Source organism: Clostridium drakei (assembly GCF_000633595.2).
GTDB lineage: Bacteria > Bacillota > Clostridia > Clostridiales > Clostridiaceae > Clostridium_AM > Clostridium_AM drakei.
In genome coordinates, this window is record NZ_JIBU02000005.1 from 1 (window position 1) to 24,074 (window position 24,074).

At 30.1% G+C, this 24,074-nt stretch carries 22 protein-coding genes, 1 pseudogene and 1 other annotated feature; of the genes and pseudogenes, 14 read left to right on the forward strand and 9 right to left on the reverse strand.

Annotation, left to right across the window (positions count from 1 at the left end):
* Positions 1-879: 879 nt before the first annotated feature.
* Together EG57_RS0202805 and EG57_RS0202810 are read right to left on the reverse strand one after the other, a co-directional pair.
* Positions 880-2,175 (reverse strand): IS110 family RNA-guided transposase, encoded by a 1,296-nt coding sequence (locus EG57_RS0202805; RefSeq protein WP_032075794.1) that lies wholly within the window; start codon positions 2,173-2,175, stop codon positions 880-882.
* Positions 2,176-2,726: 551 nt separating this feature from the next.
* On the reverse strand, positions 2,727-4,283 hold the full coding sequence (locus EG57_RS0202810) for a histidine kinase N-terminal 7TM domain-containing diguanylate cyclase (RefSeq protein ID WP_032075795.1): 1,557 nt from the start codon (positions 4,281-4,283) through the stop codon (positions 2,727-2,729).
* A gap of 433 nt (positions 4,284-4,716) precedes the next feature.
* Here EG57_RS0202810 and EG57_RS0202815 point away from each other — a divergent pair, with 433 nt between their 5' ends.
* A complete protein-coding gene (locus tag EG57_RS0202815) occupies positions 4,717-5,094 on the forward strand; it encodes a carboxymuconolactone decarboxylase family protein (protein ID WP_032075796.1) in 378 nt (125 codons plus the stop codon).
* Between the two features lie 167 nt (positions 5,095-5,261).
* Here EG57_RS0202815 and EG57_RS0202820 read toward each other — a convergent pair whose 3' ends face one another.
* Positions 5,262-6,026 carry a permease prefix domain 1-containing protein gene (locus EG57_RS0202820; protein ID WP_032075797.1) on the reverse strand — a complete coding sequence of 255 codons (765 nt, stop codon included), beginning with the start codon at positions 6,024-6,026 and terminating at the stop codon, positions 5,262-5,264.
* A 2-nt stretch (positions 6,027-6,028) separates the two neighbouring features.
* Positions 6,029-6,361, reverse strand: coding sequence for a PadR family transcriptional regulator (locus EG57_RS0202825; protein ID WP_032075798.1), 333 nt, complete (start codon positions 6,359-6,361; stop codon positions 6,029-6,031).
* 370 nt (positions 6,362-6,731) lie between these two features.
* Here EG57_RS0202825 and EG57_RS0202830 point away from each other — a divergent pair, with 370 nt between their 5' ends.
* A complete protein-coding gene (locus EG57_RS0202830) occupies positions 6,732-7,655 on the forward strand; it encodes an AEC family transporter (RefSeq protein ID WP_032075799.1) in 924 nt (307 codons plus the stop codon).
* A gap of 136 nt (positions 7,656-7,791) precedes the next feature.
* Here the strand turns inward: EG57_RS0202830 and EG57_RS0202835 are convergent, their stop codons facing one another.
* The 3 genes from EG57_RS0202835 to EG57_RS0202845 are packed head-to-tail and all read right to left on the reverse strand — an operon-like array spanning position 7,792 to position 9,537.
* Positions 7,792-8,664: a shikimate dehydrogenase gene (locus tag EG57_RS0202835; RefSeq protein ID WP_032075800.1), complete on the reverse strand. Its 873-nt coding sequence runs from the start codon at positions 8,662-8,664 to the stop codon at positions 7,792-7,794.
* Positions 8,665-8,695: 31 nt separating this feature from the next.
* Positions 8,696-9,145, reverse strand: a complete 450-nt coding sequence (gene aroQ, locus EG57_RS0202840; RefSeq protein ID WP_029160621.1) for a type II 3-dehydroquinate dehydratase — start codon at positions 9,143-9,145, stop codon at positions 8,696-8,698.
* 17 nt (positions 9,146-9,162) lie between these two features.
* Entirely contained in the window at positions 9,163-9,537 is a 375-nt protein-coding gene (locus tag EG57_RS0202845) for a VOC family protein (protein WP_029160622.1), read from the reverse strand.
* A 307-nt stretch (positions 9,538-9,844) separates the two neighbouring features.
* On the opposite strand from EG57_RS0202845, the gene EG57_RS0202850 reads away from it, so the two are divergent.
* The 6 genes from EG57_RS0202850 to EG57_RS0202875 all read left to right on the forward strand — a co-directional run bounded on the left by EG57_RS0202850 (position 9,845) and on the right by EG57_RS0202875 (position 16,016).
* Positions 9,845-10,705, forward strand: a complete 861-nt coding sequence (locus EG57_RS0202850) for an AraC family transcriptional regulator (RefSeq protein ID WP_032075802.1) — start codon at positions 9,845-9,847, stop codon at positions 10,703-10,705.
* Between the two features lie 203 nt (positions 10,706-10,908).
* The gene (locus EG57_RS0202855) at positions 10,909-12,504 is read left to right on the forward strand and encodes an acyl CoA:acetate/3-ketoacid CoA transferase (RefSeq protein WP_032075803.1); all 1,596 of its coding nucleotides are present in this window, start codon (positions 10,909-10,911) and stop codon (positions 12,502-12,504) included.
* 138 nt (positions 12,505-12,642) lie between these two features.
* Positions 12,643-13,089 carry a MaoC family dehydratase gene (locus EG57_RS0202860; RefSeq protein ID WP_029160625.1) on the forward strand — a complete coding sequence of 149 codons (447 nt, stop codon included), beginning with the start codon at positions 12,643-12,645 and terminating at the stop codon, positions 13,087-13,089.
* Between the two features lie 108 nt (positions 13,090-13,197).
* Positions 13,198-14,169 (forward strand): ketopantoate reductase family protein, encoded by a 972-nt coding sequence (locus EG57_RS0202865; RefSeq protein ID WP_029160626.1) that lies wholly within the window; start codon positions 13,198-13,200, stop codon positions 14,167-14,169.
* A gap of 231 nt (positions 14,170-14,400) precedes the next feature.
* On the forward strand, positions 14,401-15,165 hold the full coding sequence (locus EG57_RS0202870; RefSeq protein WP_032075804.1) for an IclR family transcriptional regulator: 765 nt from the start codon (positions 14,401-14,403) through the stop codon (positions 15,163-15,165).
* 50 nt (positions 15,166-15,215) lie between these two features.
* A complete protein-coding gene (locus EG57_RS0202875; RefSeq protein ID WP_029160628.1) occupies positions 15,216-16,016 on the forward strand; it encodes a sugar phosphate isomerase/epimerase family protein in 801 nt (266 codons plus the stop codon).
* Between the two features lie 66 nt (positions 16,017-16,082).
* Here the strand turns inward: EG57_RS0202875 and EG57_RS0202880 are convergent, their stop codons facing one another.
* Positions 16,083-16,544: a DMT family transporter gene (locus EG57_RS0202880; protein WP_032075805.1), complete on the reverse strand. Its 462-nt coding sequence runs from the start codon at positions 16,542-16,544 to the stop codon at positions 16,083-16,085.
* Positions 16,545-16,558: 14 nt separating this feature from the next.
* On the reverse strand, positions 16,559-16,981 hold the full coding sequence (locus EG57_RS0202885; protein ID WP_029160630.1) for a DMT family transporter: 423 nt from the start codon (positions 16,979-16,981) through the stop codon (positions 16,559-16,561).
* A 183-nt stretch (positions 16,982-17,164) separates the two neighbouring features.
* On the opposite strand from EG57_RS0202885, the gene EG57_RS0202890 reads away from it, so the two are divergent.
* The 6 genes and pseudogenes from EG57_RS0202890 to EG57_RS25655 form a co-directional block, all read left to right on the forward strand.
* The gene (locus EG57_RS0202890) at positions 17,165-17,857 is read left to right on the forward strand and encodes a cyclic nucleotide-binding domain-containing protein (protein ID WP_029160631.1); all 693 of its coding nucleotides are present in this window, start codon (positions 17,165-17,167) and stop codon (positions 17,855-17,857) included.
* A gap of 51 nt (positions 17,858-17,908) precedes the next feature.
* On the forward strand, positions 17,909-19,180 hold the full coding sequence (locus EG57_RS0202895) for a 2-hydroxyacyl-CoA dehydratase subunit D (RefSeq protein WP_032075806.1): 1,272 nt from the start codon (positions 17,909-17,911) through the stop codon (positions 19,178-19,180).
* On the forward strand, positions 19,177-20,853 hold the full coding sequence (locus EG57_RS0202900; RefSeq protein WP_032075807.1) for an acyl-CoA dehydratase activase: 1,677 nt from the start codon (positions 19,177-19,179) through the stop codon (positions 20,851-20,853). The genes EG57_RS0202895 and EG57_RS0202900 overlap by 4 nt, the downstream gene beginning before the upstream one ends.
* Positions 20,854-21,014: 161 nt before the next feature.
* Positions 21,015-21,932, forward strand: coding sequence for an FRG domain-containing protein (locus tag EG57_RS0202905; RefSeq protein WP_032075808.1), 918 nt, complete (start codon positions 21,015-21,017; stop codon positions 21,930-21,932).
* Positions 21,933-22,141: 209 nt separating this feature from the next.
* Positions 22,142-22,374, forward strand: a binding site (T-box leader).
* A gap of 127 nt (positions 22,375-22,501) precedes the next feature.
* Positions 22,502-23,725 (forward strand): tyrosine--tRNA ligase, encoded by a 1,224-nt coding sequence (gene tyrS, locus EG57_RS0202910; protein ID WP_032075910.1) that lies wholly within the window; start codon positions 22,502-22,504, stop codon positions 23,723-23,725.
* Positions 23,726-23,885: 160 nt separating this feature from the next.
* Positions 23,886-24,044, forward strand: a pseudogene (locus EG57_RS25655) (ATP-binding protein); the annotation flags it as partial.
* Positions 24,045-24,074 lie beyond the last annotated feature (30 nt).

Here is a 24,074-nt window from a genome sequence, read left to right on the forward strand (position 1 = left end):
TGATATATGCTAAGTGTGTCATCACGGCTAAATGTTTTAATTATTCTAAAGCTCGAAATTTTTGAAAGCCTAAGAACTTTGTCAAACTCGGTTACCTCAAACAGGACTAAAGTTCTAAGGCTTTCAAAAATTTTGAGCTAAGAATAATACTAAAACAATTTAGCTAATGTGATGACACACTTAGCATATATCACTACCTAAAAGTTAAAATCCAAACTATCAAGTTCAAGTATACGCACCTAATTACATTGTTATAAGTAGTTTTAATAAGCCAAATTATATTTATAATCATAACCTACAACGCCTAAAGATTAAGGCGGAGCCTGCTGTTGGTTTAACATATTTAGTTTAAAAAGCAGCTGCTTTCTATTCTATTGAAATGTCTTAAAATAGACTTATTATTTATGTGATTGAAAAATATAAGGCTAAAACATACAAGTATTTCAAATACATTTAACAATCAACTAACATACTATTTTTTCAGGCTACGCCATAAGATATTATTAAACTAGCTGAAATATACATATAAACTAGATAACAACTATTATGAAAGCTACGCTTTTTATTTAGAACCATGTCAGGAAAGTATTATACATACACGTAATGCACTAAGAAGTAACTTTCAACTGTATGTAGACTGATATATGCTGTGAAGGAAGATGCGAATGAATTTTAGAAGTTCTTTGCTTGAGATATTGAAAAATGGCGTAATTTTTGCCAGGACGGCAAAAGCTCCGAAAGCGACAGGACGTCGCATTTGAGACCAGCTAGTAAAAGTCAATAAGTTTTTATAAAAAATTTTATTAATAAAAATAGGCATCACAAAAAATCCATTAAAAAACACGAATAATGGAAATTGACTCCTAATTATTTTAGCCGTTAGGCTGCTGGTTTAGATTGCTTATTAAGATACATCTTTGTATGTATTTTAGGGTCACGTAATTCATACTTTTTTTGATTTTTAAGAACAGAGAATATGTAGTTAATTAGCTTATGCATTATTGCAACTAAGCCTACTTTTTTACTTTTACCTTTCATATTCTCATCATAGAAATTAAGTAAAACTTTATTTATTGGTTCACCGTTTCTACTTTTACGTACAGATGCTAACGCGACAACATATAAAGCTCTTCGGCCTATTCTGGTACCTCGTTTAGACATAACATTTTTGTTACTATTAAACTTACCAGATTGGCTAACGGAAGGATCTAAGCCAAAATATGCAACTAAATGCTTAGGTTTAACAAAACCTTTAATATTACCGATTTCGCTCATTATTGTGATGGATGTTAAATCTCCAACACCAGGTATCGAGTAAAGCAGTTGTACATTTTTCTTAAATTCATCAGAAATTCTATTACTGCGCATTAATATATGAATTTCAATTAATAGGTTCCTAATTTGGATTTCCAATGATTCTATTATTGCAATAGTATTAATTACTTTTACAAATAGACTTGGTGATTTAAGACCAATGTAAGCAGCTTCCTCAGCAGCAGCATATAACTTTTTATATATTTTCTCACTATATACTAGTCCCTTTCTAGAATTGCTTGAAATGAGATTAATAAGTTCAACTCTATCAGCATTTAAAACTGCTTCAGCACTAGAATACTTTTTTAAAACGGCTATTGATGTTTTACTTGTAATACTTGAAAAGACAGATCTATAACCAGGAAAAATGACTCTTAAATCCGTAGAAAGTTTTTTCGTAAATGTAGATTTACTATCAGTAAATTTATAGTAGTCTCTACAAAGAGATTTTAAAGTGTAGATTTCAATATCAAAATTAGAAGAATATTTGACATCTTGAAATTTACCTATAGTAGCAATGGTTAATGCATCTTTTTTGTCATTTTTCACTTTTCTTATATCCACATTTTTGTTACAATTAGTAATGAGTGGATTAAGGATACATACTTCAAATGTATCTTTAAGAAAGTGGAAAAGAGTAAGATGGTATACACCAGTAGATTCCATGAAAATGGCTGTTTTCATGCTAAACTCTTCTTCCACTTTTTTTATTTGATCTACTAGGTAATCAAAACCATTTCTATTATGCATAATCTTAAAAGGCTTTCTATAAATTTCACCGTTAGGTGCTAGTATAGCAGCTACTGAAAAATCTGCGGATACATCAATTCCAACTGTTGGTCTATAAAAAAATTTACTCATATACATTATCTCCTTTGTTTGTAAGAGATAGAATAGATATTCCATTTCTATCAGTAATTTTGTAACCTTGTTTGTGACACAGGTAATTCCCAAGGGGAAACCTAACCAGCTAAACACAGAATTCTCACTGATGGAATGACATGCTCAGTCACGGGTAATAATGACTCGATAGAATCACTTCCCAGGAGGTGTCCATCTATCTTCTATTCAGGAGATATTATACATCAATATTTACTAATTTGGTTTCCCCTTAAGGGAAAATAGAAAACTAAGTTAGAGTAGAAACATACACCCTGTCGGGTAAAAGAATTACGAATAATAAGAAAAAACTGAGTTGTAATATTCACAAATGGTATAGATAGTTTTCTATTGAATGTTATGGCTACATTATACAAGGAGGTAGTCATTTTTCAATATCTCAAGCATTAGAACTTCTTAATGAAGTGAGTTTTCCTTCACAGCATATATCAGCCGGAATACAGTTAAAAGTTACTTCGCTTACGTCGCAATGTGCTTATATTAGCCACCAATTTTTATGTGTGAAAGTTGAATTAACATAATTCTATCTTGTTTCTTCCATTAAGTTTTGCTTTATATAAGCAATCGTCTGCTCTTTTGATTAATGAGCTGCTGCTGTCAGTACATTTTAATTCTGCTAGTCCTATACTGATGGTAATATGTGAGCATTCATATTCAAATCTATAGTTGCTAACCTTAGATCTAATCTTCTCACATAGCTTATAACCAGCATTTAACTGTGTATCAAACATTAATATTAAAAATTCTTCACCACCAAACCTACCAAATTTCTCGTTAATTCCTAATTCAGAAGTAACTAAATCAGCTAATTTTTTTAATATCTCATCCCCAATTAGATGTCCATAAGTATCATTAATCTTTTTAAAATGGTCTATATCAATCATAGCTATAGTGAGAGGAATAGAGTTTTTTTTAATTTTTTCATGTAATAACATAGTAATATATTTTTTATTATACACTCCTGTTAACCCATCTCTAATTGAATTACTATATAACTCTTCATTTAATTTTCTTAATTTATCATTAGCCTGCTTTAACTTATTTTGGGTAACTACTAATTCTGTTATATCATATAATAATATTAAATATCCAATTATATAATCTTTATTTCCTTTAATTGCACTTAAAGATCCATAGTAATTAATATTTTTGTCTGAAATTTTGCTGTTAAACTGGATTTTTAAGGTTGATTTTTGCAAATTATAAAAATCATATTTATAAATATCCTTTATAATTTGGTCAATAGGTACTCCAATTACATTTGAAATATTAGTATTCAGCATTTTTAATGATTTTCTATTCATATCTACAACTTTTTTATTTTCATCAAGCACTATCATAAGTTCATCCATATCTTCAAAAGCATATTCTCTGGCAACAAGAACTATATCCATAAATCTATACCGAAGCATTCCATAAACACTTACTACTAAGGATATAAAAAATGAAATTGAAGTAATGTCTAAATTATTATAAAGATTTATATTACCTACAAATAAGACATCAGTCACAATTGGAAAAAACATTCCAATTATCATTATTAAAGCTTGTCTTTTTCGAGCATATTGTTTTGAAAACACAGATTTGAGTAATATTCCTATGCTAACTGCATTCAATAAATAATTATAACTGGCATTAATCCATAGCCAAAAACCTTTACTAAATATTAAAACTTTATAGTTACCCACAGATTCAAGATAGAAATTATAAGCAAACCAATTATTATATTTTGAATTTAAAACTATAATTGCAGTAATAGTTGGAAAAATAATAAGGATAAGATTTAGTTTGCTCTTAAAATTTCTTTCATACATTGAATCTAATATTGTCATTAGCCAAAATGCAGGTATATATACAATAAATGCCATCTTAATTTCAAAGCACATAATTTTAGCACCGAGACTATTCAATAGCAAATTAACAATATTTAAACCATTCCATATAGAAACTAACAAAATGCATATAATAAAAGGCTTTGTCCCTGATACATTATGTCTTCTAAAAAGAAAAATAGATATAGTAAGTAAAGTAACAGATAAAATAAGTAAAATAAAAATATATAAATCCATGAAAATCCTCCAATGTTTCTACATTAGTAACATGCAAAAAAATTTATACTTTTTAAGGATTTTTTTATAAATGCATATTGTATGTCTAATTATATCATTAATTAAGAAAATATTGACCTTAAATTTTTAAAATTCGAGCTTTTTCTGCTTGATTTTTAATTTTTTTATAGTAAGGTAATAATTTATGCAAAACCAGAATTATTTGGAAAAGGCTTTTAGTATATATAAAATGCTAGATTATGAATAAATAGATTTAATGTTATATAAAAATTTGTAAATAAATGAAGTTTATTACAAAAAAATCTTTCTAATATCTATATTTAATTTAAAGGTGGAATAAGATTATACTTGCACATTACACAGCGTAATGATTTATAATAAATATGTATTATGAGAAATCATTTAAAAATATTAAAATTGGGGGAATTTAGTTATGAATGAATTTCAAAGTATACTTAGTTATTATGAGGATGAATTAAAATGGCATCCACCTTTTGCTGAAATACTTTCTAAATATGATTCAGAAGGTTTAAAAGGATATTTAGTAATGCGCGAATCAGTTCAAAATGGACATTTACCTAAAAAGACAACAGAATTGATTTTTACAATATTGGATAGTTTAGATGACGAAGTAAGTGGTGCAAAACAACATGCTGTTGCTGCAATAGATGCAGGTTTAACTATGGAAGAATTAGTAGAAGCGTTTGTAATAGTGACTATTGTGAAAGGTATTAATGTTATGTGTAAAACAGGTGTTGAAGCAATAAAAGCAGCAGAAAAAAGATTTGAAGAAATAAAAGAAAATCAGTAACAACTACCAAGTTGCTTTTGTAAAAAATGCAAATTTACAATGTAATAAAACATATAATATAATAGTTCTAAATTGCTAGTAACATGATAATAGTGAAAGCTTTCTATGAGCTATTTATCATAGAAAGCTTTAATTTATATACTTTTTTATATTATAGATTTTCAATATCAAAGTTTAGCTTTTTTGACAACTAGGTTAAATCCATCTACATTAGTTATGATAATATGGTCTCCTTTTTTTATTGATTCATTTTTACTGTAGACTTTCTGAGGAGAATTGTTAAATATAGCTTTACCTTTATAATTAAAATTCTCAGAAGCTATACCCTTCTGCAAAAGAAACTTTTGTTCTTTTTTTATTCTTTTGGCTTCGATAATAGCTCGTTCAATAGCTACTATTGGAATAAAAATGCACATCAATATCATAGCTTGTAAAAAAGTGTGAGATATCATAACAATTCCTAATGAACAAATAAATACCCCATTGGCGTTTGAGCCTCCGTGTTGACTTCTTCCATAAAAAAATGGCAAATCTGAATATTTTTCAATTCCTAACCATATCAAACCATATGATAAGAAAAATATTCCGAGAATTCTAAATATATCGATTGGTGCTATAGATATAAAATCTAAACCATTAAATTCCGCTGCCATTTTTGATAAATATAAGAATATAGTTATTAAAATTAATGCAATAATTTGAATCCAATCAATTGTTGGAGGATGTACAAAATCTAACATTTTACCTGTAGTTTTAGGGTCTCCCATGTCTTTTACAGCAGCTTTTTCTGCATCTTCATCAGAGTATCCTATTTTAATATAGACTTCTTTTTGGTCATCAATATGATTTCGTATTTCCGTGCAGATTTCCTTTCGCATTTTTCTATTAGAAATATTTTTACTTAAAAGATGTAAATATTCATCTGCTTTCATAATTAATACACCTCTACTTCTAACACAGATGCCATGGTTTTAACATATTTTTTCCATATGGAGGTTTTATCCTGTAGTAATTTTTTTCCCTGACGTGTTAAGGAATAATATTTACGAATTTTCCCATTAGCTTCTTTTTCACAGCAATCTAAATAGTTTTTATTTACTAAGGTGTGCAGCAGAGGATACAAAGTTCCCGCTTTAAATTGAAACATATTATTTGAATTAATTTGTAAAGTTTCAATCATTTCATAGCCATACATATCTTTATTTTCAAGTAGTTTTAAGATAAGCATAGTCATATCACCAGAATATAAAATGTTGTCAGATGGCATTTTAATCACCTCTTTCATATCTTAAAAATTTTTATATTTATTATTTCTATATATATATATATCGATAATCTATATATATCTTTATAATATATCGATAATCTATATATGTCAATAGATAATTTCTATTTATTCCAATTTTTCTGAAAAATTAATGATTTGATGAAATCTAATGATATAATTAGCTTTTAATTGCTGTAATTTATGGACAGGCTTTCCTTGTATTAAAATTAGAGTTTATTAAAAAGAACTCAATTTTTGCACATATAAAGCTTTAATTTTATATAACAAGCAATTTTTTAAAATTGAAAAAATTGAGTAAATAATTATATATAAAATACGACTGTTTCCTTTGAATTGTGGAGGTAAAATTATGATTAGTCTATTATTAATAAAACAGATTACTGAACTTTTTTTAGTTATGTTCATGGGATTTATATTAGTAAAAACACATTTATTAAAAGCAGAAGAGAGTAAAACACTTTCAGCAGTTGCCCTTTATCTAATAATGCCTTGTGTTATTATCAATGCATTCCAGATTAAATATACAGAAAGTATACGAAATGGATTGATTCTTGCTTTTGTGGCAGCAGTATTGATTCATGTTGTACTATTGATTTTAGTAAAAATGCTTGGAATGATATTTAACCTGGATGCAGTTGAAAAAGCATCCATGATATATTCAAATGCTGGAAATCTGATCATTCCAATTGTAACTTCTGTACTTGGAAAGGAATGGGTTATTTATTCAAGTGCTTTTATATCCGTACAATTATTTCTTTTATGGACTCATGGAAAGATGATGCTATGTGAAGAACAAAAAGTAGATTTAAAAAAAATTCTTTTAAATATTAATATGATTACTATATTTCTTGGAATTTTATTTTTTGTTACAAAAGTTCAACTACCAGATATTGTAATAAAAACCATGGAATCAGTAAGTGTTATGCTTGGACCTATTTCCATGATTATAATGGGAATGTTAATTGGAAATATGAGCTTTAAACAGATATTTGCTTATAAGCGAATTTATATAGTTACTTTTCTTAAGATGATAGTATGTCCTTTTATAATTTTGATTTTGCTTAAATATGGTGGAATGGCAAGCTTACTGTCTGATGGAAAGGTTATTTTGCTTATCAGCCTGCTTGCAACAATTACTCCATCTGCATCAGCAGTTACACAAATGGCTCAAATTTATGGTAAGAATGAAGAATATGCTAGTGTTATAAATGCAATTACAACTATTGTATGTATTATAACAATGCCAATTATGGTTTGGATGTATCAAATGTAGGTTTAGGTATTAGAATATGAGTTTAAGTACTATGCATTGTATGTGGTAACATTTTTAAAAATAAACAGGCTGATTAGATTTTTCTATCAGCCTGTTCGTATTATTAGTTAAGTAAATAAAGCACTGATTATTGTTATTAGTATTTAATATCTAACAATTCTTTCATGTATTCTATTGGCATATCTTTTTCAGTCCAAAGGTTAAAAGCTGCAGCTCCTTGAAATAACATCATTCCAAGTCCATTCATTGACTTACATCCTACTTCTTTTGCCATCTTGAGAAGAGCAGTTTCCCTTGGAAAGTATACTACATCTGTTACAATAAGCTCTGGTCTTAGAAAAGACTTATCTGGAATATAAGTCTTACCATCTAAAGGCTTCATCCCCATACCTGTAGCATTTGCAAATAAATAACTATTTGCAATTTCTTCTTTTAGTTTATCTAAGTCAGCTAAATCATAAAGTGTAGCCTTACATTTTGTATTTGTATTAATCTTCTTAACAGTTTTTTCTGCATTGTTCCAAAACTTATCTTTTTGATTAAAGATTGACATTTCAGCGACTCCATCTAAAGCTGCCTGAATTTCAATAGCTGTAGCAGCACCGCCTGCACCTACAATTGTTATTTTCTTTCCAATAACATCTATATTATTATCTTTTAATGCCATCATGTATCCTATACCATCTGTAATGTGACCAGTTAAAACACCATTATTATTTACAACAGTGTTAACAGCCCCACACATTTCAGCTACTGGTGAAATATTATCCAAATATTTATGTATTACTGTTTTATTTGGCATAGATACATTGCATCCTTTTATTTTTAAAGCTCTAAGTCCTTTAACAGCATTCTCTAATGTATCATTATCTACTTCAAAAGCAAGATATGCATAATCCAAGCCTAATTTTGCAAATGCAGCATTATGCATTGCTGGAGAACTTGAATGACGAATTGGATACGCCATAAGTCCAATGAGTTCTGTATATCCTGTAATTCTTTCTCCCATAACTATTTCCCCCTAATCTATACTTATTAACCTATTTATTTTGTTCTTTAAATATGTTTGCAAATGCTTGTAATCCTAATGTATAAACTTGTGCTCCAAGTCCTACAATAATTCCTGTAGCTAATGGTGAAATAACTGAATGATGACGGAATTCTTCTCTTGCATGAACATTTGACATATGTAGCTCAATTATTGGCACTTCTAATATTGCAAGGGCATCTGACATACCATAACTATAATGTGTCCAAGCACCTGCATTTAACATTAAACCATCATAACCTTCAAGATAAGCTTGATGAATTTTATCTACAAATTCTCTTTCGCTATTTGTCTGAAAGTTAGTCACTTCTATTTCTAATTCTTTTGATAAAGTGTTTACTTTTTCATTGATTTCATCTAAAGTGATAGTTCCATATTGCTTAGGGTCCCTTTTTCCAAACATATTATGGTTAATACCATGTAATAACATTACTTTTTTCATTGTACTCTTCCTTTCTTTTATAACCATGGATCAATGTCCAAGTATTTTTGCACTCCATCTTTTTTTACTTGAATTACCTCGATACATAGGCCATCTGGTAATTGAAACCAATTGTGCCCTTGAGGCAACTCTTTTACATTTCTTGCATAAGCTTTTTCTAGAACTGCCTCTTGGTTTTCTGTCATAATTCCAAGATGTGCACATCTTCCCTCAACGCCATTAAAGGATAAATCCTCAATTAATTGAAGACCTCCATAAAGCCATACTTGTCTATTTGGAGATTCTTTTTCATTTGTCATACGTACATCCATTTCTAATACTTCTTTAAAAAATTTCAAATGCCAATTTAAATCTTTAACACGCAAAGCCATATGTTCTAAATAAGATGACATAAAAATCCTCCTTTTATTTTTAATAAAAATTTTATGTTTTTTAGTTTGTTATTATATTGTCATTGATTTTAATTATATTAATTTTTTAAATATTTTAATAGAAATGATGCTGCTTTTGATTAAAATTATCTTGCTGTTATATTTTCGATTTTGTATACTGTTTTTGAGTATTTTGGATTAAAATACTTAAATATCTTGCTTTTTTTAAAAAATATTTTGCTTTTATAGGTATTTTGCTATAGAAAGAAAATAGATATATAGCTAAAATTTACTTGTATAAAATTATATAAATATGGGGGGTTGGCTTATGTTTTCACATAACTTTGACAAATCAGTGGAGGACATTTTTGAAGATAAAAGATATCCTGAGATAGCACGGCTTTGCCATAACCATGACAATCCGGGATGGACTTATAATTATCACATTCATAAAGATGCAACAGAAATTGTTTATATTGCTGATGGAAAAGCTGAATATACAATTGATATGGCTAAACATGTTTTAAAAAAAGGGCAAATACTTGTTGTTGAGAAAGGTATTGTACACTCTATTACTTCTGATAAGGATGAACCAGTGGATGCATGGACATGTGTTATAAATAATTATAAATTAAAAGATTTTGAAGACGATACACAATTGCTTTTTTCAAATAATTATCAGATAATTTCTGCAGGTGCAAGTGAAAACTTTATAAAATATGCAATGAAAGAAATTTATTTTTTGTGTTTACAAAAAACGCCTCATTCCAATTCTATATGTAATCTTATGGCAGCTGCCCTAGGAGCTGTAGTATTTGAATTATTGCCAAGGAAAGAGGAATTCGAGAAACATACTAAATCCTCTTTTGCTAGAGACATACTTATATACATTGGAGAACACTATAGAGAAGCTATTACACTAAAACAGCTATCAGAGGTTTTTCACATCAGTCCTGGTCATATAAGTCATACATTTGCAAAAGAATATGGGGTTTCCCCTATTAATTATGCAATCGATCTTAAAATGTGTGAAGCTAAATGGCTATTGATTAATACTGAACAGCCTCTTGCTTTTATATCACAAAAAGTTGGTTATGATAATCCTACTCATTTTACAAATATGTTTGTAAAACGTTTAAATTGCTTACCTTTAGCATATCGAAAGCTTTTTGCACAAGAAAGTAAGTAACATTGGTTTTGAAATTAAATAGTTTATTATTAAAATAAAATTACAAGGGAATTGAAAGAAAAACTTTTAAATATTCTCTTGTAATTTTTTTTTATATCATTATTGACAAGTAGGTGAAAATAATGATATGTTCTATATATAGGAACTAAGTTCCGAATAGTGGAACTATTATTAAGATACATTATGACAAAAGGAGGGTTTTTATGAACAGACCAAAAAGAAAAGGAACAAAAGTACCAATTCTCAGTGCAGAAGAAGCTGTGAAGTACATTCCTAATAGTGCTACCATTGGTTTTTGTGGTGCCGGAGGAGGTATATGTGAAGCAACAGAAGTAATTAATGCCCTTGCAAATCGTTATAAGGAAACTTTAGAACCAAAAAATCTAACTTACTATCATGGAACTGGATTAGGTGACAGAGATAATAAAGGAATGTCTCCTTTAGCTCAGCCTGGTATGGTTAAGCGAATTATTGGAGGACATTGGGGACAATCTCCAAGACTTGCAGAAATGGCAGAAAGAAATGAAATAGAAGCATATAACTTTCCTCAAGGTATGATTGCACAATTATTAAGAGCTGCAGCAGCAAAGCAGCCAGGACTTTTGTCTCATGTGGGATTAGGTACTTTTATCGATCCAAGAAATAAGGGTGGCAGACTCAATGATTGTACAAGAGAAGAGTTAATCAAATTAATGGAGTTAGGGGGAAAGGAATATCTTTTTTATCCTACAATCCCCATTGATGTAGCTATTATACGTGGAACAACAGCAGATACTGAAGGTTACGTTAGTATGGAAGATGAAGTTGCGGTTGTTGATGCCTTGGCTATGGCAGAGGCAGCTCATAATAATGGTGGTCTCGTCATCTGTCAAGTACAAAGAGTTGTAGCAGCTAAGACTATTCATCCTAAACTTGTACGTATTCCTGGATACTTTATTGATATCATTGTGGAAGTACCAGATCAGCCTCAGATGTATAATGCACCTGTAAATAAATTTATCTCTGGTGATTATAAGATGGATGAAGGCTCAGTTACACCATTGAAATTGACAGAACGAAAAGTTATTGCAAGAAGAGCCTTATTGGAAGTTAAACCAGGCAACGTTGGTAATGTTGGTGTGGGTATTGCCGATGGAATTGGTGTTGTAGCCAGAGAAGAAGGTATAAGTGGAGATTTTACCTTAACTGTTGAAACAGGACCTATTGGTGGTGCTACAGCTCAGGGAATTTTCTTTGGTGCAAGTATAAATATGCAGGCACTTTTGGATATGCCATCCCAATTTGACTTCTATGATGGTGGTGGCTTAGATGTTTGCTTCTTGAGTTTTGCAGAGCTAGATCAATGTGGAAATGTTAATGTGCATAAGTTTAACGGAAGAATTATGGGAACAGGCGGATTTGTAAATATAAGTCAAAATACAAAAAAAGCTGTTTTCTGTGGTACATTAAAAGCTGGTGGATTAAAAACTTTAGTGGGAGATGGAACTATTAAGATAGCACAAGAAGGTAAGTTTGAAAAACTTGTAAATAAAGTTCCAGAAATTACTTTTAGTGGCAAAGAAGCAGTGAAAAATGGACAGGAAGTTTTGTATATAACAGAGCGTGCAGTGTTCAGACTTACAAAGGATGGTTTAGAATTATGTGAGGTTGCACCTGGACTTGATATTGAAAAGGATGTCATTGCTCATATGGAATTCAGGCCAATAATTTCAAAGGACTTAAAGGAAATGGATAAACGAATATTTGAGTCTGGTCCAATGGGATTAATAAATAAAGAACCATGGAATTTTACAAGGTAATATAGTTCTACTACTTAAATTAAGATATATTTATATGTCCTATCACTTAATGATTAAGCAATAGCTGTACATATATATAAATATACAGTTGAAGTTTTAGAACTCTAAATTAAATATATAAAAAAAGGAGATAATAAAATGAGTGAAAAATTACAACCAAAAGTACCATTTGAAATAGGGGATACATGTACTTATACTAAGACAATAAGCGAATCAGATGTATATCTTTTTGCTGGAATTACAGGTGACTTTAGTCAGATGCATATGAATGAAGCATTCATGAATACAACATCTTATAAAACAAGAATAGTACACGGTGTGTTAACATTTGCGTTAGGTTCTACAGCATCCACTTTAATTCAAACTCAAGCAAAATCACCTATTCCAAGCGTATCTTACGGATATGATAGAGTTCGTTTTATCAAACCAGTTTATTTTGGAGATACTGTAACAGCAAAATACACTATTACTGAAATAGATAATGAAAATCTAAAATCGGTTGCTAAAATTGAAATTACAAACCAACATGGACAAGTAGTTGTTGCAGCAAATCACATATTAAAGTTCTTTCCAATAGAAGAATAATCTTGTAAGAAGTAGTGTTGATACTAAAATTAAATATGAAAGTATTTAAAATAGTGCTGTGTGATTACACAGTCTATTAATAAAATTATTATTGCATGGAGGTTTTTTATGAAAGTTTGCATGTTAGGTTCTGGCTCTCTTGGAAGTTCTATTGGCGGAACACTTGCTGAGGCAGGAAATGAGGTTATATTTATAGATCAGTGGGCGGATCATATTAATGAAGTAAATAAAAACGGTCTTCACATGGTGACAAATCTTGATACAGATCCAGGCAGATTTGTTAAAGTCATAGGTAAAACAAACTATGATGGCATAGGACCAGCTGATTTAGTGATTGTCCTTGTTAAATCTTTTGCTACACGTAAAGCTATTGAAGAAGCAAAAGCAAGTTCTATTATTGGGCCTGATACATTAGTTATGTCTCTTCAAAACGGTTTAGGTAATGAAGAAGAAATCATTGATGTTATAGGTAAAGATAAAGTTATAGGTGGGAAAACCTATGTAGGTGGCGTATTGCTAAAACCAGGTAAAGTATTATCTACAACTCAAGGTAAAAAAACCTATATTGGCGAAATGGATGGAACAATCACTGATCGTATAAAGAAAGTTGCTGAAAACTTGACAAAATCAGGTATTGAGGCAATAGTAAGTGATAACATTCAAGGCATGATATGGGATAAGTTACTTATTAATGTAGCGACAGGAGCAATTAGTGGACTTACTCGTTTACCTTATGGTGGACTTTATGATACATATGAGCATGAAGTACTACCTGAACTAAAAGAAACAGCTTTAGAAGCTATTAATGAAGGTATAAATGTTGCTAAAGCAAATAAAATAAAATTATCAACAGAAAATGCTGAAGAAATTTGGTATAAAGCTTCTGCAGGACTTCCACCTACATTTAAGGCATCAATTTTGCAAAGCATAGAGAAAAGTGCTGTTACTGAAGTAGATTATATTAATGGTTCTGTAGTAAGATGGGGTAAGAGAAGTGGTATTCCAACACCTGTTAATAAAACAATGGTTGCAGGTATAAAAGGATTGGAATTTTGGTTCAAAAATTATCAGAATAAATAGGAAGAATGTAAATGACATATCAACTTTCTACATTGAGCATTAGACTTGTATATAAAAGAAATCTACGAATCCTAAGCGAATGAGATTAGTGTGGTATATTATCCTACTGATGATTCTAATTATGATATGAATAGCTTATAAATGGCGGTGCTATAAGCACCGCTTTCTTGATTAATGAAAAGTCATCTGATATACTAAAGTGTAATTTAGATGATGATAGGAGATTTTAAATTGGAAGGCGAGTCAAAAAATGTAAAAACTATTGAGAAAGCATTTAAAATATTGATGCTATTTGATTGGAATCATAAAGAGTTAACGCTCACAGAAATTGCTAAAAATATGAATATGGCAAAATCAACAGCTTCAAGATTGCTAAATACAATAGTAGATATGGGCTTTTTATGTAAAGATGAGATTAATAATAAGTATTATCTCGGTGGCCGTATTTATTATTTAGGGCAGGTTGCAAAGGAAAATGTTGACATAAGAAAGATATGCCGACCTTATCTTGAACGACTTACAAACTTAACAATGGAAACCTCACATGTGTATGAGTTTCGTGAGTGGGAAAGAATTTGTATTGATCAAGTTATAAGCCCCCAACCAATTAAGCAATCTGTAAAAGTAGGAAGCACAGAGCCTATTTGGTATGGAGCTTCAGGAAAGGCTATTTTAGCATTTATGGATTACACAGTCTGGGAAAAAGCTGCTAAATTATGCTATCCACAAGGTACAGATAAAGAAATAAAAGAATATGTTGAAAATTTGCAGGTAGTGAGAGAACAAGGCTATGCACTACGTGATAATGTACAAAACGATACAGTGGGTTGTATTGCTGCTCCTATTTTTGGTGTACGTGGAGAGGTTGTAGCATCTATAGCTATATCTACACCAGGATTCAGATTTCCCAAGGATTATGGACAATATGTAGAGTATGTTTGTCAAGCAGCTAAGAGAATATCAAGTGAATTAGGTTTTGTATCTGAATCAAAATAGAGTTCAAGTAAAATAAAATGTGATATTCTTTTTTTAAGGAGGTATAGGTATTGAAATTTGGTGTTTGTGTTAATATGTTAAAAAACACACCCACAGATACTGGTATAGGTTTTGTTGAAAAAATCGCTGAATTTGGTTATGATTACATTGAATTACCACTGTATGAAATAATGATGCTCAGTGAAGCTGAGTTTGATGGTTTGAAAGCTAGACTAAAGAGTGCGAGAATACCATGTCGTGTCTGTAACAATTTCTTTCCGAAAAATCTTAAATTGACCGGGCCCGATGTGGATCATAAATCAGTTAGAAAATATCATACAGCAGCCATTAAACGTGCCAGCTTACTTGGAGTTAAGTTTATTGTTTTTGGAAGTCCATGGGCTAAAGCAGTACCGGTTGGTTTCTCAAAAAATGAGGCTTACCAGCAGTTGGTTGAGTTGAACAAGGAAATTGCTAGTGTTGCAGCAAAATACAATATTGTTATTGCGCTAGAGCACAATAACAAAGCAGAGACCAATATTCTCAATCAGTTGCATGAAGTTGGAAAGCTGGCAGAATGCGTAAATCATCCCAATATTAAAGTACTTGTAGATTATTTCCATATTGCTGCAGAAAATGAACCAATATTGAATGTTGTACATTATGGAGCAAATATCGTTCATACGCACTTTGCCAGATATGAAGGACGCCGTTATCCGAAAGATATGTCTGAAGATAAGAATTACCAGACGTTCATTAATGCTCTGAAAAGAATTCATTATGATGGTGGAGTAAGCATTGAAGCATATTCGGATGATTTCGATTTGGATGCTCTTGCAACGCTTAAGTTTTTTAAGGAAAATTTTAAGTGAAAACAAAATTTATAAAAATTAATAATATTATTAATCGCAAAAAACACTGTATTATTCAAATGAATTTTACAGTGTTTTACGTTGTAATTCAAAATCCTTTTTATCTACAAATGCGTTATAAGCTAATCCTAATAAAACTAGAACTCCACCAAGAACTTTTCCTGTTGAAAGAACATGTAATGTGAAATAATCTATGATTATTCCAGCAAAAAGTTGCCCGATAAATAAAAGTATTGTGGCATATAAAGCAGAGATTTTTGGGGTTATGTAGCTAGAAATTCCTACAACAACTACTCCCATAGCACCACCAATATATGCATATACAGGTAAGCCTAAAAATTTATCAGGAGAATATCTTAAGGTATTACTGCTAAACATAAAGAAAACTGCCGAAGTTATTAAGCCCGTTAAATAGTTATAGAATGTGCCAGGTAAAATACCTATTTTATTAGCTAAATTTGAGTTTATAATTCTACCTAAAACGTTGGTTAGTCCACTTGCCAAAGCAAGGATTATATTTAATATCATTATAATTCTCCTTCCTAATAAATTGTCATTACAACAAGGCCTATAACCATTATTACAAATCCAATTAATTTTTTATTATTAAATTTCACAACTTCCATTCCGAAAAGTCCATAGTGATCTATTATAATTGAAGTAACTCCTTGTCCAAAAAGGCCTAATGCAACAGATAGAGATGCTCCGAGAGCTATCATTGAAGAATTACAGAATAGAACTGTGAAAACCCCTATAAAACCAGCCGTATATGTAAATAGAGATATTGATCTATCAAAAGGAATTTTCAACCTTTTAACAGCTAGCACAAGTAAAATTGCAATTAGTCCAACAATATGAATTATAATAGCTGAAGAGTAGTTTCCAAAATTTTTTGAAATTATTGTGTTAAAGCTTACCATTATAGTAACTAAAATACCTGTTAAAATTGATAAAAGATTGTACATTATATTATGACCTCCTAAAATAACTAATATTAAATTACCATAATAACAAAATTCAATACTATGACATATGTCATATATGATGAAATATATGTTATATTTATATAGTGGAGCAATGTAAGTTTTTTGATTAAGCTTATTGGTTAAAAATTCCGTCATATAATGAGATGGTAAAGGTGAGATGTGATGATAGAAATTATTGATGATGTTAAGATTGATTATTATGTTAAAAAATACAATCTAAATGACATGTTTACAGATAATATGCAAATGTATATGAAACTTTGGAAATTTAATAAAGGAGAACATATTTGTAGGTCAGATGAAAATATAACTAAATTATATTTTTTAGTATTAGGAAGGGCAAAGGTCTACACTATATTAAGTAATGGTAAACAGTTATTGCTTAGTTTTAATGATCCTTTAGAGGTGATTGGGGATCTTGAATGTATAAAGTTAAATAAATTTCATTGCAATATACAGGCTATTCAGGAAACTCATTGTATATCTATTGATTTAAATATTATTAGAGAGTGTTTAATGGATGATGGTAGGTTTTTAAGATACATTATAAATAGTTTAGGTAAAAAACTTACTCGAAATACAAATAATAATTCAATAAATCTTTTGTACCCTTTGGAAAATAGATTAGCAAGCTATATTTTAGCTATATCTATTAATGATGAAGGTGAAGAGACTAAAATCATACAGGATTGTAATTTAACAGAAATGTCAGAGCTATTAGGAACAAGTTATAGGCATTTATTAAGAACATTAAATAAATTTATTGAAAGAGGAGCAATTGAAAAGAAAAATGCAAACTATGAGATAGTAAGAAGAGATATTTTAATAGGTTTAGCAGGAGATTTATATGAATAAGGTGTAATAATGTGTTAAACTTGAAAATTAGTCATAAAAATGAGGTGAAGTATGAGTATAGTAAAAAAATATGAAGAATTAACTAAGAAAGAAGCTGAAACTAATCCCGAAAAAGCATACAAGATGATTAAATTAGGTCTTTTTTTGGAAAAGCAAATAGTAAAATTATCATCTAAGGAAGTTCCTAAAGCTTATACAAAGTTAAGTTTAATAGCTATTAATTCAATCTTAAGAGCTTTAAAGGAGCCAGAGAATTCTGCATGGATTAATATTTTTACTCCAGTAGAAATATTGCAGTGCTTTGATATAAATCCTTTATCAATAGAATGTATGGCATGTTTTATGTCAGGATTTGAATGTGAAGATTTTGTAAATGAATATGCTGAAAATATAGGTATAGCTGAGACTTTGTGCTCTTATCATAAAGGTTTTATTGGAACAGTTGAAAGTGGAATACTTCCCAAACCTAAATTTGCATTTACGACATCTACTTGTTGTGATGGTAATGTTAATACAATACGTTACCTTGCAAAAAAACATAGTTTAGATTCATATATATTGGATATTCCTTATGAATATTCTTTAAAAAGCGAAAAATATGTTGTAACCCAATTGAAAGAAATGATTGATATGCTTGAAGAAAAGAGTGGTAAAAAATTTGATGAGGATAAGTTAAAGGAAATATTAAAAAGGGAAAATGAATCTAAGAAGTTTTTTAAAGAATACTTAAAATATCAAAGGACAAAGTATTACCCAAGCTCTTTAACTTTACATATGTACATGCTCTTTGCAGCTCATGTAGGAATAGGAACTAAAGAAATTTATGATTTTTACAAACTATTAGCTGAGGATATAAAAAAGTATCCTGAAAGTGAAGGAGTAAAAATGTTTTGGGTTCATCTTTTACCATATTATCAAGAAACAATGAAAGAATATTTTAATTTTAATCCTAAATACCAAATTCAATCTTACGATATAAACTTTGATTATATGGAGGAATTAGATATAGAACATCCACTTGAGGCATTAGCTAAAAAGCTTATTTTAAATATATATAATGGTCCTTATGAAAGAAAGATTAAAGCAATTGAAAAGGCTGTTGATACTCTTCAATCCGAAGCAGTCATTCATTTTTGTCACTGGGGCTGTAAACAGTCTTCAGGTGGAGTGATGCAGCTTAAACAAACTATGAAGGAAAAAAGTATACCGATGCTTATTTTAGATGGTGATTGTATGGACAGACGAAATTGTCATGATGGCCAGTTGAAAACAAGATTAGAAGCATTTTTAGAAATACTGAAGAATAAGGAGGCGAGTAGATGATTGGATATGCATGCAAATATACACCTTTAGAAATATTTACAAGTTTGGGAGTCCAGGTAAAGAAAATTGAACCTAATGTGACAAGTTATGATAAAGCAGAAACCATAATGCATACTAATTTATGTTCTTATGTTAAGGGTGTAGTAGAAGATGTGATTATTAATGATTATGAAGGGATAATATTAACTAGCTGCTGTGACAGCACCAGAAGGCTTTATGATACATTAAAAGATAATTTCCAAGACAAATTTATTTATATATTGGATTTACCAAGAAAAGTGAATGAAGAAGCTATAAAAATTTATGAAGATACAGTTAAAGAAATGATATATGATTATGAAAGATTTAGCGGGAAAAGCTTTGATGAGAAAAAACTTAAAGAAGTATGTGATTCTTTAAAGATACCATCTATTAAGACTTCAAAAGGGTTAAATATAGGATTAATGGGTGCAAGGTGTAATGATGGGATAATTGAATTAGTTAAGAAATATGATGCTAATGTATTATTTAATATTTCATGCACTGGAGATGAACGTAAATACAACTTAAAAGGTGAAAATATATATCATGAATATATAAAAGAATTGTTAAGCAAATTTCCATGTTTGCACATGACAGATATTGGTGAAAGAAGTGATTTTCTTGAGAAGCAGAAGGAAAATTTAGATGGAATCATTTATCATACGGTTAAATTCTGTGATATTTATGCTTATGAATATGCAGATATTAAAGAAAATTATGATGTTCCTTTATTAAAAGTAGAAACAGATTATACTAAGCAGTGTGAAGGACAAATAAAAACAAGAGTTCAAGCTTTTATTGAAGCATTAAAGGTTAAAAATGAAATAGGTGATGATATTATGGGAAAAAATATTAAACAAAATAGTGAAAAGAAAAAATATATAATGGGAATTGATAGTGGTTCAACATCAACTAATGCCGTTATTTTAAACAATGATAAGAAAATTGTGGCTTATACTGTAGTAAGAACTGGAGCTAAAAGCAGCGAGAGTGCTAAAAGAGCCTTAGATGAAGTGTTAAAAAAGGCTGGACTAGATAGGGAAGAGCTTTCATTAATTGTATCTACAGGGTATGGAAGAGTTAGTATAACTTTTGCAGACAAGGAAGTAACAGAGATAAGCTGCCATGGAAAAGGTGCTCACTATATAAATCCTAAAATCAGAACAATAATAGATATTGGTGGTCAAGACAGTAAGGTTATTAAGCTAAATGAAAAGGGTGAAGTAATTGATTTTGTAATGAATGATAAGTGTGCTGCAGGAACAGGAAGATTTTTAGAAATGATGGCTAGGACATTGGAAATAGATATAAAAGATATGGGACCAGAATCTTTAAAATGGAAAGAAGATATAAAAATAAGCAGTATGTGTTCTGTTTTTGCTGAGTCAGAAGTAATTTCACTTATTGCACAAAATAAAGAAAAAGCTGATATTATTCATGCTTTGAATCAATCTATATCCAGTAAAACTAATGCTCTCCTTGGAAGAGTAGGGAGAGAAAGTGAATTTATGATGACAGGGGGAGTAGCCCAAAATATAGGAGTTGTAAAAGCTTTAGATGAAAGAATAGGGGAAAAATTATTTATTTCAGATGAACCAGAAATAGTTGGAGCAATTGGAGCAGCATTATTTGGATTTGAGGATATTGGCTAAAGATAATTAATACTAGAACATTTATTTATAATCTTCAATCAAATATCAATATACATTCTACAGTATATACTAAAGATTTTAATGTTTCCATATTTTTTATTATCACTGTTCAGGTTTATTCTACATATTATACACCAAGAAGTTATTAGGGGGGAATAAAGATGAGCAGAAATCGTATGAGTAGTTCAGTTAATATAGATAATGAAAAAGTTGAACCAGTAGAGAAAGTAGAAAAAGAAAAAGAGAAAGAAAAAGTGGATCAGTGTGAAGGTAAGATAAAGACTGTTGAAGAATATCTTAATGCTATAGATAGTGTTTATAAAAAATTCTGGGGAGAAGTTCAGAATGATAACACGATTAAATATAACTCCAAAATATGGTATAGGGGTGTTAGAGATCAGGATTATGATATGTTGCCTTCTATTTCTAGAAATGATTTGAATGTTAATTATGAGACAATATTTTTATCAAAGTTTAAATCAAAAGCAATACCTTATTTAGGACAATCACCATCATATCCTTTTTCAGAAGGACTTACTGGTTATTGGGACTGGATGTTTTTAATGCAACATTATGGTGTACCTACAAGACTTATGGATTGGTCTGAGGATGCATTAGTTGCACTTATTTTTGCTATTAATTTAGATGCAACACCCAAAGAATTGGCTAAAGATCCTGCAGTTTGGTGTTTGAATCCAATTAAATTAAATGAAGCTTTTAAGTTTAATAATCTCTATCCTTTAGGATATATTCCTAATGTAGAGGAAAAAGAAGTATATGAGATGTTTGGACCAGAACAAAGTGGATTTGTTAATAGAAAGCCTTGTGCAGTGTATGGGCCTTTGAATAGTCCAAGAATTGTGGCTCAGAAAGGAGTATTTACAATTTTTCCATATACCAATAATATGACTGAGTTTGATAAACTTCCAGATAGTTCTGATTATATGGAGGAACTTATAATATGCAAAGATTCAAGAGAAGATATTACAGAACAACTTAGAAAATATGGGATAAACTATGCTCAATTATTTCCTGAAATTGAATATGTTTCAAAGGAAATATTTGAAGAGGGATATTAGGATGAAATTGATGCATCAATTCAAGCATTCTATTTTTTACAAGATTATTATAAATTGGAATGAAAAAGAGCAAAATGATATCACTGCTTAAAGAAATTTTGTCCAAAGATGTTTTTTAATATATTGATTAAAAAGTTATAAAATGTCAATATGTGATATTTTGTGGCTTTACTTTTTTCAATTTATAAATTATAATATAATTAAACTATTAAAAAGCTATGAGAGGAAAGAAGTAGGTCAGTTTCATGTTAGTAAGAGAGTATCTGGTTGGTGAGAAGATGCAAATGCACTGATTCGAAATACATCCTGGAGCTGCTGCCTGAATTATAGTAAGGTTTGACGGAGACGCCCGATATAGCGTGAGAGTGTGATTGCACTCAGTGAGGGAAATTCTGTGAGGAATTTCTAAGTCAGAGGTGGTACCGCAATTTTTGCCTTCTGTTCCAATTGGAACAGAAGGCTTTTTTATTAAGCAGACATCCAAAATCTATGATTTTGAAATGATTGCTTACTCATCTCAATATAAGAATGATGAGTTCAGTATTAAATATTTGATAGGAGTTGTTACAATGAAAATTTATGATGAACTAGTAGCTCGTGGTTTGATTGCCCAGGTTACTGACGAAGATGAAATTAAAGAGCTTATTAATAATGGTAAAGGAATTTTTTATATTGGCTTTGATCCAACTGCTGACTCTTTGCACGCAGGTCATTTCATGGCTCTTTGCCTTATGAAACGATTACAAATGGCTGGGAATAAACCTATAGTTCTTTTAGGTGGCGGAACTGGCCATGTAGGGGATCCGTCTGGACGTACTGATTTGCGTACTATGATGACACCTGAAATAATTCAGCATAATTGTGATTGTTTTAAAAAACAGATGGAAAGATTTATTGAATTTGGTGATGACAAGGCAATCATGTTTAACAATGCAGAATGGCTTTTAAAATTGAATTACATTGAAGTGCTTCGTGAAGTAGGAGTTTGGTTTTCTGTAAATAATATGTTACGTGCAGAATGCTATAAGCAGAGGATGGAAAAGGGTTTGTCTTTTTTAGAATTTAATTATATGATTATGCAGTCCTATGATTTTTATCATCTTCACAAAAATTATGGCTGTAATATGCAGCTTGGTGGTGATGATCAATGGTCTAATATGTTGGGAGGTACGAAACTTATTCACAATAAGTTAGGTGAAGATGCATATGCTATGACAATTACATTGCTTATGAATTCTGAAGGTAAAAAAATGGGAAAAACTGCAAATGGTGCTGTATGGCTTGATCCTAATAAAACATCACCTTTTGAATTCTTCCAGTATTGGCGTAATATTGCTGATGCTGATGTTCTCAAGTGCATACGTATGCTTACCTTCTTGCCACTTGAACAGATTGATAAAATGGACAAATGGGAAGGAAGTAAGTTGAATGAGGCCAAGGAAATATTGGCATATGAATTGACTAAGCTTGTTCATGGTGAAGAAGAAGCTGAAAAGGCAAAAAATGCTTCTCATGCTCTTTTTGCAGGTGGTACAGATGATTCTAATATGCCAACTACTGAAATTTTAGATGACCAGCTAAACGGCGGTGTTATTACTATTTTAGATTTAATGGTAGCATGTGGTTTAACTGCATCTAAGAGTGAGGCAAGACGTTTAGTTCAACAAGGTGGTGTATTTGTTGGTGATGATAAAGTTAATTCTATTGATTGTAATATTACTTTAGAACAACTAAAAAATGGTGTTAAAATACGTAAAGGTAAAAAGACTTACCATAAGGCTCTGATGAAGTAAATTAGATAAAAGACAATTAAAAAAATTAGTTGATATTAACATAACAAAAATGTAATGTTAATGAAATATATTTAAATTGATGATATGAGAAGAATAATATAAAATAAATTACATGAAATAAAGTTAATATTAATTATTAGTATTAACTTTATTTCATAGAAGAAGATTTAGCAAAAGTACAGGAATGGGGTTGTATATATGCAAAAAGCTTTGTTTAAAATTAGGATTAAAAATTGACATTGCTTCTGATGTTAATAAAGGAACTAAAGTTACATTAGTATTTCCTATGTCAAGTATGACAACTTTTACATGTGATTGATAATATATTTATTAAAGTTAAATATTAATT